The sequence below is a fragment of the Pseudoalteromonas sp. SCQQ13 genome (genome assembly GCF_015864415.1).
GTDB lineage: Bacteria > Pseudomonadota > Gammaproteobacteria > Enterobacterales > Alteromonadaceae > Pseudoalteromonas > Pseudoalteromonas nigrifaciens.
Genome location: NZ_JADYXG010000018.1, coordinates 33,044 through 45,155, shown reverse-complemented (window position 1 = coordinate 45,155; position 12,112 = coordinate 33,044). Strand labels below are relative to the sequence as shown.

Here is a 12,112-nt window from a genome sequence, read left to right as displayed (position 1 = left end):
AAAAAGTGAATTGATATTCATCATAAATACTTTTATATTGTTATGCAATTAAATTGATTACTTATTTTGGATTTTTTATGTCTTTGCCTTCATTTATTTCTATGTACCAACAATTAATTGCAGCGCCTTCTATTAGTGCCATTGAAGATAGCCTGTGTATGAGTAATAAAAATGTTATTGAATTACTGGCACAATGGTGTGAAAGCTTAGGCTTTAGCTGTGAAATAATTGAATTAGAAGGCGGCAAAGGTCGCTATAATTTATTAGCTAAACGCGGTAAAGGCGATGGTGGATTAATGCTCGCAGGCCATACCGATACAGTGCCATTTGACGATAGCCGCTGGAATCATAATCCATTTAAATTAACCGAGCACAACAATAAACTATATGGCTTAGGCAGTATTGATATGAAAGGCTTTTTTGCTTTTGTACTGCAAGCTATTAGTGAACTTGATGAAAAACAGCAAACTCAGCCTATTTTGATCTTAGCCACCGCCGATGAAGAAACAACAATGGCCGGTGCTCAACAAATTTGTAAACATCCAAATTTAAAACCAGATCGCTGTATAATTGGCGAACCCACTGATATGACTCCAGTATTTACACATAAAGGGCATATGAGTACCGCAATTAGAGTAGTCGGACGCTCAGGCCATAGCTCAGATCCCGAACGTGGTGTTAACGCCATCGAAGTAATGCACAAAGTGATTACAAAACTACTGATCTTAAAAGAACAGTTAAAGCATAAATATTCAATAGAACACTTTGAAATACCCTATCCAACCTTAAATTTTGGTAATATTCATGGCGGCGACAACGCGAACAGAATTTGTGGTTGCTGCGAAATGCATATAGATATGCGCCCATTACCGGGCTTAAGCGTGCAAGAGCTGCAAATGTTAGTACTTGATGCAACTCACGAAATAAACCAGCAATACCCTAATGCCGTAAGCGTAATTGATTTACACGAACCAATTCCTGCATTTACTGGTAGCACCGATAGCGCTTTGGTTAAACTAGCCGAAAAAATAGCGGGGCAAAAAGCGGTGGCAGTAAACTACTGTACAGAAGCGCCATTTATTCAACAGCTTGGTTGTGAAACCATAGTAATGGGCCCCGGCTCTATAAACCAAGCGCACCAACCTGATGAATTTTTAGCAATGGAAAAAATTAAGCCTTCACAGCAAATTATCACTAATATAATTAAAGCGAGTTGTTTTAGCTTTTCTTAATTGCGATTATAAAAATAAAAAAGACGCTAAATAGCGTCTTTTTTATTTAAGCTAATATTTTAATTACATATACTTGCTTAAATACTTTTTAAATACCGGATCTGTTTTAGCCAACTCTTTTTGTTCTGCTAAAATTTCTTTTAAAATAACGCCTGATGTAAGTGGGTTAGCAAGTACTACCCTAAATACCACGGTGGGCTGATTATCGTATTGAGTAGGCGTTAAACGCGTACGTGATACAAATGATCGCCCTGATTCACGTTGCCGTTTTTGCATACTTGCAGTAAAGCGATTAAGTGAGGCAAAAATATCAATCCGTGTTTGTGGATCAGCATCTGCAATTGCCTGCTTTATTTGCTTAGGCACATAACGATACGTTAATAAGCACAGCTCTGGCTCTGAGATCAGCTCAAAATCTTCATCTGCTTTAATTAAATTAGCAAAGTAATGGGCTTTTTTAATACTACGATCGATTAGCATTTCGTAGCCTTTACGGCCAATTACACGTAAGCAAGCATGTACTAACATTGCCATACCCGGGCGACTTCCCTCAAGTGTATGGCTACCTAAATCTTTTGAGCCTTTACGTAAAATATACTCTGCATGATGTTCAATTGCATCGGTAGCGGTTGGATCTTTAAACAACACCAGCCCAGCTCCCATAGGAACATACATTTGTTTGTGTGCATCAATGGTAATTGAGTCTGCGCGCTCAACACCTTTGAGTAAATGGCGATGGGTATTAGATAACAAAGTTGCCCCGCCCCATGCAGCGTCAACATGAAAGTGGCAATTAATGTCTTGTGCTAAATCTGCCATCGCTTCAAGGGGATCGATATTACCGGTTTCTGTGGTACCCGCTACTCCAATAATGGCCATTACTTTAATACCTTGCGCTTCAAGCTCTAAGGCTTTTTCGCGCATGGCATTAACATCTACTTTATTGTTTTCGCATGTTTTAATACCCACTAAGTTTTCACGACCAATTCCTAATAAATCAGCCGCTTTACCTAACGAATAATGGCCTCGCTCAGAAATTAAAATAGCTAAGCCTTTATAGCCGTAATGCAGCATACCAGCAATTAAGCCTTGTGCGCCTATTCCCCTAAAATCGCCATCAGGTTTTAATAAGCGATTTCGCGCAATCCACAACGCCGTAATATTGGCTACAGTACCGCCTGAGCAAAATGCACCTAATGATGTTTTTGCACTGTGCATCCATTTAGCATAAAACTCGTGTTGTTGCCCGTACGCTAAATGATGCATCATTCCAAGCACTTGGCGCTCAAGTGGGGTAAAAGCTTTAGAGGTTTCTATTTTTACTAGGTTTTGATTTAGCCCTACCATTAGCTTTGACAGTGGTAGTAAAAAATGAGGTAAAGCAGAAGTCATATGGCCAATAAAGCTAGGCGCTGCGGTGTGCACAGAGTGTGCAACCAGCTGCTCCATTATATCTTGCGCATAAGCAGATACAAACGTTGGATCCTCTGGGATCATCGCCGACTGAAAGTCTTTTTCAATTTCGTGTAATGGTTTTTCAATTGCCGCAATGTTTTCGTTTAAAAAACCTGCTAAATTACTCGATATTTCAAGCTCTATTTTGCTTAAAGTTGAGTCTGGCGCTTCAGGTACAGTAAATATACGCTTAAGGCTTTCTTTAGAGGCGACGGCAAAACGCTTTTGATCCATCTTAATACCTAGTGTGTGGCTAAAACGCCTGCTACTCTATTAAACACACTAAATTAAGGTGCTATTTTAGTAACAGGGTTTTTAATAATTGCGCTAACTTTACTGCAATATTAAGAAAATGTCTCGCTTAAAGCCATAAAAACGCTAAATGACATGACAAATAATACTAATTTTGGCTGTTTTTTATCTTTTTAATTCAAAATCAATTAAGTCATTGGGCATTTGTTTTTTTTGCGTATAATTAATTTAACAATAAAAAGGGAATTATATGCTACAAGGAAAACTAAGAATAAATGGGTTAATAAGCGCTTTTATGCTGTTTTTAATCAGTTTAATTATCTGTGTTTATTATACTTATAGCACCATTCGCAGTGATGTAATTAACACTCTCGATAATCGCCTTATTAATGCAGCCACCAGCGTTAAATATATTTTGGGCGATGACTATCACAGTAAAATAAATAAAACCCAAACTATTAGCTTTGCAACTTACGAAAGTAAAAGTAAGCAGCTTTCTGAGCTTGCACAAGCACTCGATATTGCTTACGTGTATTCTATGGTGTTAATTAATGGCAAGGTTCATTTTAGCGCCTCTAGCTACACCCAAGAGGATCAAAATAGTGGCAAGGTAACCCAGTTTTTAGATTTATACCCAGAGGCAACTAAAGCTAATATTGGTGCCTTTTTATCTACTGAGCCTGTTTTTGAAATATCGAGTGATCAATGGGGCGACTTTAAAACTATTTTTATCCCGCATATTGATAAAAATGGCATTACATATTTAACTGCTGCCGATATAAGCCTTAAAACTATTAATAATAAGTTAGCGCAAAGCGCCTCAACATCGGCTGTTTTAGGCGGCTTTTTTTTAGTTATTATTATATTGTTGCTGATTATGTATAACTACGCGACTAAACGCGCTGCCATGAGAGACTCTGGTAGTGGTTTTGCTAATCATATTGCGCTTGAAAAATATTTTTTAAATACCCCTGTTCACCATATGCAAATGGCCATAATTTGGGTGAACGAAATTGAAAATATAAACCGCTTTTACGGTACTAAAGTGGGTGACAAAGTAATGAAAAAATTACTAATACACTTTAAAAAGCACAGCAATGTAAATTATCGTATTTATCGTGTAGCAACCAATAAACTGGTGTTACTAACCCCCAAAGAAACCCCATACGAAGAGCTAAGTAATTTAATCCAATCATATAATTTTAATACGCCATTTTTAACCAACCCCTTTATTTACATTACGTTATGTGCAGGTATTGCCCGAGGAAACAAGTCGTTACTGCTAAAAAATGCCCATATTGCGGCTTTACAGGCAAAACAAGGTAACCTTAGTGTTGTTAATTACTCTGAGGCTATAAATGACTCAAAGTCGCTGTATTTATATAATTTAGAAATAGCAAAAGAAGTACGTGAAGCGTTTGAGCAAAAGCGCGTTGTGCCCTATTTTCAGGCTGTTATTGATATAGAGTCTAAACAAACACTACACTACGAGTGCACACCACGAATAGTGACTTCACAGGGCGAAATTTTAAAACCCGATGCATTTTCAAATACCGTAATACGCTTGCGTATGGATGGCTTATTAACCCGTACATTATTTTCACAGTGCCTTAGCCGCTTTCGTAAAACACAAATTAGCTGGAGTTTAAATATTACTATTGAAGATATATTAGACCCTAGCATAAATGAATACATTGCTTACGAGTTACAGCGCTATCCGTACCCTGCAAATATCACTTTAGTTTTATTTGAACCACAAGTTATCGCCAATTATTCAAGCGTAAGGGCATTTATAACTATGGTTAAAAGTAAGGGGATCAAGGTGATGATTAACAGTTTTGGCAATGACTTTGCAAATACACTCAATATTTTAAAATTGGAAATTGACGCAATAAAGTTAGATGGCATGCTAATAAAGCAAATAGTTAATGATGAGAACACGGCGCTATTTGTTAATTACACGGCCAATTTTGCAAAGCAGCAAAATATTCAACTAATTGCCTCTATGGTAGAAAACAAAGCTATTGCTACGGCACTCAAAAAAGTAAATGTGACGCTAATGCAGGGTAATTTCATTGCCCACCCAGCGCCACATGTTAATCCATTATTTGAGTAGTAAAGTTAATCAACCCTGAGTTAAATTAATAACTAAGCGGTGGCTTTGTTGGCCACTGGCCCAGTATTTCCGCTCAAATGGGGTGATTGCTTCATCTGCCCCATAAGCAGAAACCTGACAAGCATTACCGGTTAGTTCAAGTGCTCTGGCAAACTCTTTAACGTAAATATCCCAGTTACTGCGAACCTCTAATTTACCGCCTAACTTTACAATAAACGGAAAAATAGCCGCGCCGTGCCAACGCCTACGAATATGTTTAGATTTAGGCCACGGATTGGGGTAAAGCAAATAATGGTGACTAGGTTGCCAGTTTGCAGCCACGGCTAAACGCCAAAAGTCGTTTAAATCTGCTTGCACCAAAATATATTGCCCACTGTCGGTTTGTTTATACTCTACATCGTGCTTATCTAACCGGTGCGACGACTTATCAATACCAATTACCAGCGCATCGGGATGGCGCTTAGCTAAATTAGCGGTACTTTCTCCTACACCACAACACGAATCTAAAATAAGTGGGCCTTTAAACGCCTGTACTTTAGCATTCACCTCATCAAACGCTGTTTGTGTATGCGCTGCTATTGGCTTTTTAAACTCTGCGTTTAAATGCTTGCTAACTATGTCATCCAGCTTTTCGTGAATACCCGCTTGATTAGATACAATACTACGCGAATTTGCATCAGTCATTAGTGTCTTAGCCCCACACCTTTTTTAATTAATGTCAGCGCTAAGGTAAATAACGCGATAATAAATACTAAAATAACACCAAGTGCCAAGCTTAAATCAACATCCGACACGCCTAAAAACCCATACCTAAACGCGTTAACCATATAAATAATAGGATTTACTTGTGATACATTTTGCCAAAACTCTGGCAGTAATGTAATTGAATAAAACACCCCACCTAAATAAGTTAGCGGCGTTAAAATAAAGGTAGGAATAATACTAATATCGTCAAAGCTATTTGCATATATAGCATTTATTAAGCCACCGAGTGCAAATACTGCAGAGGTTAAAATAACGGTAGCCATAATGATAAAAATATTATGAATTTGAATATCAACAAACAATAACGATACGCAGGTAACAATAAAGCCCACCATTATTCCGCGCGTCATACCACCGCCCATATAGCCAAGCACAATAATATAGTTTGGCACTGGGGCTACAAGTAGCTCTTCAATACTTTTTTGAAATTTAGTCGAGTAAAAACTTGAGGCTACATTAGAATAAGAGTTAGTAATAACCGACATCATTATCAGTCCAGGTACTATAAACTCCATATAACTAAAGCCGCCCATATCTCCAATACGTGAGCCTATTAAGTTACCAAAAATAACAAAATATAAACTCATGGTAATTGCTGGAGGTACTAAGGTTTGCACCCAAATACGTAAAAAACGAATACACTCTTTAATCCAAATACTTTTTAAGGCTACGCCATATTTAAACATTTACTTGCCTCGACCTTGTTCTAATAATCCAACAAATAACTCTTCTAATCTATTTGCTTTGTTACGCATACTCAATACGGTATTACCTTGCTCAGTTAGCGCACTAAATACAGCGTTTAAGCCTTGCGATTTAGCCACTTCAACTTCAATAGTATGCTCGTCGTCCATAGTAAATTTATAACCCTCAAGCGTAACTGGCTTAGCCGGTGTTTTTAAATCTAAAATAAAGGTTTCTTTATCAAGCTTAGATAACAGTGCTTTAATTGTGGTGTTTTCAACAATCAAGCCATTGTCTATTATGGCTATGTTTTTACACAATAACTCTGCTTCTTCTAAGTAATGAGTGGTTAAAATAATGGTGACGCCCTGCTCATTAATTTGGCGTAAAAAATCCCACATTGAACGACGCAGCTCTATATCAACACCAGCCGTTGGCTCATCTAAAATCAGTAATTTAGGCTCATGCATAAGTGCGCGAGCAATCATTAAACGGCGTTTCATGCCACCTGAAAGCGTACGCGCTTGTTTATCTTTTTTATCTAGTAACCCCAATTGGGTTAAATATTTTTCGGCGCGTTTATGTGCTTCGCCGCGTGGTACACCATAATAACCCGCTTGAGTTACTAATATTTGGGTTAGGGTTTCAAATTGGCTAAAATTAAACTCTTGCGGCACTAAGCCTAAATGCGCTTTAGCAGCCTCTAGGTCGGTGTCTATGTCGCAACCAAACACCTCTACCTTACCTTTAGTTTTATTTACCAGTGATGAAATAACACCAATTGTGGTCGACTTACCCGCTCCATTAGGGCCAAGTAAGGCAAAAAAATCGCCCTCACGCACTTGTAAATCAATACCCTTTACAGCTTCAACCCCATTAGTATAAACCTTAGTAAGGCCTGCTATATTTAAAGCAATTTGTTGCTTACTCATGACTTGCCCTCACCATAACCCCAACGCTTTGTTAGGTTATGTTCAATGTTTAAATGATCTAAAATTCGCGCCACCATAAAATCAACTAAATCGGCAATACTTTGTGGCTGATGATAAAAACCCGGCGACGCGGGCATAATGGTGACCCCTAAGCGTGAAAGCTTAAGCATGTTTTCCAGATGAATTTGATTAAATGGTGTTTCGCGTGGCACTAAAATAAGATGGCCACGCTCTTTAATTACCACATCAGCGGCGCGCTCTAGTAAGTTGTCAGATGCACCTACAGCAATAGCCGAAACCGTGCCCGCGCTACAAGGGCACACTATCATTTTTTTAGGGGCAGCTGATCCTGAGGCTACCGGGCTAAACCAGTTGTCTTTACCATATACTTTTAGCTGTTCTGGCTTGGCGTTATATAGCGCACTTAATTGCTCACTGGCTTTGGTTTCATTACCTGAGAGCTTAATACCAGATTCAATATCAAATACCACTCGCGCTGCACTTGAAATAAGCACATACACCTGAAATTGCTGCTCTATTAATACCTCTAATAATCTCAAGCCATAAGGCGCACCCGACGCGCCACTAAATGCTAAGGTAATTGTGTCTTTAAATTGCAAATTATTCTCCGCTGTATTTATTAGCCAGTGCATCGACTAGTTGCTGATGCAGGCCATTAAAACTACCATTGCTCATTATTAAAATATGTTGATTAGCTGCTATATTATCAAGTACGGTATCAATAATTACCTGGGTACTGGTAAAACACTGCATACCGGCTGTAGCCGCTTGTTCGCTCAGCGACCAGCTTAGGTTTTCTGGCTCAAAAAGCAGTACCTCATCAGCATCACTCAACGAGGCAAGCAATGTATGTTGATGCACGCCCATTTTCATGGTGTTTGATCGCGGCTCTAAAATAGCAATTATTTTATCACTGCCTACTTTAGCGCGCAGCCCTGCTAATGTGGTTTGAATAGCCGTTGGATGATGTGCAAAATCGTCATACACTTTTATATTATTAATATCGGCTTTGAGCTCCATGCGTCGTTTAGGGCTAATAAACTCGCCAAGTGCCGCTATACTATGCTCAACGGCAATGCCCACATGGCGCGCAGCTGCGATTGCCATAATAGCATTTTTAACGTTGTGCTCACCCATTGCCTGCCAATTAACGGTGCCTTGTTTTTCATTATTTAAAAGCACTTTAAACTCACTGCCATCGGCTTTTATTAGTTCATAATTCCAATCAATACCCAAGGTTTCACTTTCGCTCCATAGCCCTTGAGTTATTACATCACTAAGTGCTTGATCATCCTTTGGCCAAATAACTTTGCCACTTTGTGGTACTGTACGTATTAAATGATGAAATTGTTTTTTAATCGCGTTTAAATCTTCAAAAATATCGGCATGATCAAACTCAAGATTATTTAAAATAAGTGTTCGCGGTAAATAATGCACAAACTTACTGCGCTTATCAAAAAATGCAGTGTCGTATTCGTCTGCTTCAATAACAAAAAAGGGGGTTTCGCCTACTTTGGCCGACACGCCAAAATTTTGTACTATGCCGCCAATTAAAAAGCCCGGTTTTAAACCCGCATACTCTAAAATCCATGCAAGCATACTCGCTGTGGTGGTTTTACCATGTGTACCAGCAACAGCAAGTACCCATGAATTTTGTAATAAGTTATGTTTTAGCCATTCAGGCCCAGATGTATAAGGCAGACCTTTATCAAGTACATATTCAACACATGGATTGCCTCGGCTCATAGCATTGCCAATAACCACCATGTCTGGCGCTGGCTCTAATTGGGTTACCTCGTAGCCTTGGGTTAACTCAATTCCGAGATCTTCAAGCTGCGTGCTCATAGGTGGATAAACGTTTTGATCAGACCCAGTTACTTTATGGCCAAGCGATTTAGCAATCGCAGCTATTCCACCCATAAAGGTGCCACAAATACCTAAAATATGAATATGCATCTACTTTCCTTTAATCGTGTGCTTACTTTGCACAACAGCAAAGTTTAATGGCGCTATAATGCCAAAATTCGTGCTTCGTTACCATTGCGCATGCGCATTTCACTGTTGCCAAAAACGCCTAAGTAACTTAATAATTAAGCCACTAACGTTAAAAGTATCACTGACAAAAAAGCCTTCCACACTAGGAAGGCTTTTAAACGCTTAAACTAAACGAGTAAAAAATATTAATTACAGCGTTAAAAATACAATTAACCCGACCCCTAGCAATAATCGGTAGATAACAAATGGCAACATTCCCATGCGTTCTATTACTTTTAAAAACATATAAATACAGACATAAGCCGATAAAAATGACAACACAACACCTAATAATAAGGTGCTCCAGTCAACTAGATGATCCCCTAGTGCAAGCTCAACGGTATAGTAAAGTCCCATCATTGAAATGATAGGTATTGCCAGTAAAAACGAAAAGCGTGCAGCGCTTTGTTTATTCATGCCAAGCATTAAACCCGCGGTCATAGTAATACCTGAACGTGATGTACCTGGGATCATCGCAACGGCTTGTGCTAGGCCTATAATAAGCGCGGTTTTCCAATTTAGCTGATAAATCGTTTTAATTTGCTTACCTTTTGCATCCGCATACCAAAGCAATAAACCAAATATAATGGTGGTAACCGCGATCACCCATGCGCTACGCAAATAAAGCTCAATCATGTCTTTTAAAAGCAAACCTAAAATAGCGGCCGGAATTGTGCCTAAAATTATCCACCAGCCTAATTTACTGTCATCTGTGCTACCTTGCGCACCAAACGACTTAAACCACGCACTAAGTATGCTGCTTACTTCTTTACGAAAATAAATCACTACTGCAATTAAAGTACCTACGTGTACTGCAACATCAAATGCTAACCCTTGATCTTCCCAGCCTAATATTTGCGATGGTAAAATTAAGTGCGCAGAGCTAGAAATAGGCAAAAATTCAGTAAACCCCTGAATAAGAGCTAAAACAATAATTTCAATAATACTCATGGGTTAGAAAACTCCACCTTCCATAGTTTTTGTTGAGGGTTGTTGTACTCGCGCCAAAGATCGGCAATGGTTTGCTGTGCAACAGGGTGATAAAAATGCGGGGCCACTTCAGCTAGGGGCTGTAATACAAAGGCGTTTTTTGTAATTTCGTCACGTGGTAATTGTGCGGGAGAGTCGCAAATTACATCATCATAAAATAGTAAATCTAAATCGAGAGTCCGCGGGCTAAACTTTTTATCGTTTGCAGTACGGCCATTATTGCGCTCAATTTGCTTTAGTAAGCTACATACATCTGCTAATGGCATATCGGTTGTAGCACCAACCACCGAGTTATAAAAGTTATTACCAGCAAATCCAACCGCTTCGCTTTCAAATACTGAGGAATGCACTAAGTCGTTAAAGTGCGGCTTGAGCGCTATAAGCGCACAGCGCATATAATGCGCCTTATTAATATTTGACCCTAAACTGATATAAATTTGCGCCATTTAAATGCTTGCCTTAGTACGCGTAATTTCAACACCCACAGTTTGCGCCTGAGCAACGGCTGCAGGTTTACTTACTCGAATAGTAACTTGTGGGGTATTAAACTCAGTCAAAATTATATGCGCTAATTGCTCAACTAAGGTTTCGAGCAGCTCTACCGGTTTTGCCGTACTGTGCTCAATGATCCGCTCACTTACTTTTGCATAATCGAGTGCTAAGTTAATATCATCGTTTGCAGCTGCAGGTTTAATATCACTTAACATTTCAACGTCAAAGTAAAGGCTTTGTTTACTTTCTTTTTCAAAGTCGTACACTCCAATAATAGTGTCGACGTGTAATTGCGATATAAATACCTTGTCCATTAATGCTCCTAATGACAGTAACAAGCCACTGAGTTAACTGCATAATGTATCAATTAAATTAATACTGTATATACTTTAATCAGTGTTTAAATACATATAAATTACTTCTACAATAACAAGGTAGCTATACTAGTTAGTAATTAAAGCAGTTTATAAATTTTGACGTCAATAATAGCCGAAAAAGTACAATTAAAAAATAAGGAAGCACGTGTTAGCCACTTTAATGTTTATTTTAGCCTATTTACTTGGGTCGATTTCGTCGGCCATACTCGTCTCGCGGTTATTTAAACTCCCCGATCCGCGTAGTAATGGCTCTAATAATCCAGGGGCAACTAATGTTTACCGGCTGGGGGGCGCACTACCCGCTTGTTTAGTACTGATATTTGATGTTTTAAAAGGCACTATTCCCGTTTGGGGGGCCTACTTTTTAGATCTTGAGCCGCTTGCGCTTGGTTTAGTCGCTGTGGCCGCCTGTTTGGGGCACATGTTCCCATTATTTTTTGGTTTTAAAGGGGGCAAAGCGGTAGCAACTGCTTTTGGTTCTTTATTACCTATAGGGTTATCTTTGGCGGGTTTATTAATTTGTACTTGGTTTATTATGGTAGCAATAACACGCTACTCTTCTCTTGCTGCCTTAATTGCGGTTTCGCTTGCACCTTTATACACTTGGTTAATAAAGCCACTTTATACGCTACCCGTTACCTTTATTACGGTACTAATTATTTTTAGGCATCGCTCTAATATCGCACGATTATTTAGTGGTAACGAGCCAAAAGTGGGCGCTAAAAAAGCACCCACTGATGAAAAAAGCGATATTTAACTGCT

The 12,112-nt window shown here is 38.9% G+C and carries 12 protein-coding genes; 3 read left to right on the top strand and 9 right to left on the bottom strand.

Annotated elements, in window-relative coordinates; translation table 11 throughout:
* Window positions 1-77: 77 nt before the first annotated feature.
* Entirely contained in the window at window positions 78-1,232 is a 1,155-nt protein-coding gene (argE, locus tag I6F41_RS14100) for an acetylornithine deacetylase (protein ID WP_086993975.1), read from the top strand.
* A gap of 63 nt (window positions 1,233-1,295) precedes the next feature.
* On the opposite strand, the gene panP is transcribed toward argE, so the two are convergent.
* The gene (gene panP, locus I6F41_RS14095; RefSeq protein WP_086993978.1) at window positions 1,296-2,921 is read right to left on the bottom strand and encodes a pyridoxal-dependent aspartate 1-decarboxylase PanP; all 1,626 of its coding nucleotides are present in this window, start codon (window positions 2,919-2,921) and stop codon (window positions 1,296-1,298) included.
* Between the two features lie 268 nt (window positions 2,922-3,189).
* Between panP and I6F41_RS14090 the strand changes: the two genes are divergently transcribed.
* Window positions 3,190-5,055, top strand: a complete 1,866-nt coding sequence (locus I6F41_RS14090) for a GGDEF domain-containing protein (RefSeq protein ID WP_182684348.1) — start codon at window positions 3,190-3,192, stop codon at window positions 5,053-5,055.
* Window positions 5,056-5,064: 9 nt separating this feature from the next.
* On the opposite strand, the gene trmB is transcribed toward I6F41_RS14090, so the two are convergent.
* The 8 genes from trmB to folB form a co-directional block, all read right to left on the bottom strand.
* Window positions 5,065-5,739, bottom strand: a complete 675-nt coding sequence (gene trmB, locus I6F41_RS14085) for a tRNA (guanine(46)-N(7))-methyltransferase TrmB (protein WP_086993984.1) — start codon at window positions 5,737-5,739, stop codon at window positions 5,065-5,067.
* Window positions 5,739-6,506 carry an ABC transporter permease gene (locus I6F41_RS14080; RefSeq protein WP_011328953.1) on the bottom strand — a complete coding sequence of 256 codons (768 nt, stop codon included), beginning with the start codon at window positions 6,504-6,506 and terminating at the stop codon, window positions 5,739-5,741. The genes trmB and I6F41_RS14080 overlap by 1 nt, the downstream gene beginning before the upstream one ends.
* A complete protein-coding gene (locus I6F41_RS14075; protein WP_011328954.1) occupies window positions 6,507-7,436 on the bottom strand; it encodes an ABC transporter ATP-binding protein in 930 nt (309 codons plus the stop codon).
* Complete coding sequence (locus I6F41_RS14070) at window positions 7,433-8,056, bottom strand: flavin prenyltransferase UbiX (protein WP_041454762.1); 624 nt, start codon at window positions 8,054-8,056, stop codon at window positions 7,433-7,435. Before I6F41_RS14070 ends, I6F41_RS14075 begins: the two co-directional genes overlap by 4 nt.
* A 1-nt stretch (window position 8,057) precedes the next feature.
* Entirely contained in the window at window positions 8,058-9,413 is a 1,356-nt protein-coding gene (gene mpl / locus I6F41_RS14065; RefSeq protein WP_182684349.1) for a UDP-N-acetylmuramate:L-alanyl-gamma-D-glutamyl-meso-diaminopimelate ligase, read from the bottom strand.
* Between the two features lie 228 nt (window positions 9,414-9,641).
* Window positions 9,642-10,442: an undecaprenyl-diphosphate phosphatase gene (locus I6F41_RS14060; RefSeq protein ID WP_011328957.1), complete on the bottom strand. Its 801-nt coding sequence runs from the start codon at window positions 10,440-10,442 to the stop codon at window positions 9,642-9,644.
* Complete coding sequence (folK, locus tag I6F41_RS14055) at window positions 10,439-10,927, bottom strand: 2-amino-4-hydroxy-6-hydroxymethyldihydropteridine diphosphokinase (protein WP_041454526.1); 489 nt, start codon at window positions 10,925-10,927, stop codon at window positions 10,439-10,441. Before folK ends, I6F41_RS14060 begins: the two co-directional genes overlap by 4 nt.
* Window positions 10,928-11,287 (bottom strand): dihydroneopterin aldolase, encoded by a 360-nt coding sequence (gene folB / locus I6F41_RS14050; RefSeq protein WP_011328959.1) that lies wholly within the window; start codon window positions 11,285-11,287, stop codon window positions 10,928-10,930.
* 208 nt (window positions 11,288-11,495) lie between these two features.
* On the opposite strand from folB, the gene plsY reads away from it, so the two are divergent.
* Window positions 11,496-12,107: a glycerol-3-phosphate 1-O-acyltransferase PlsY gene (gene plsY, locus I6F41_RS14045; RefSeq protein WP_182684350.1), complete on the top strand. Its 612-nt coding sequence runs from the start codon at window positions 11,496-11,498 to the stop codon at window positions 12,105-12,107.
* Window positions 12,108-12,112: the final 5 nt, after the last annotated feature.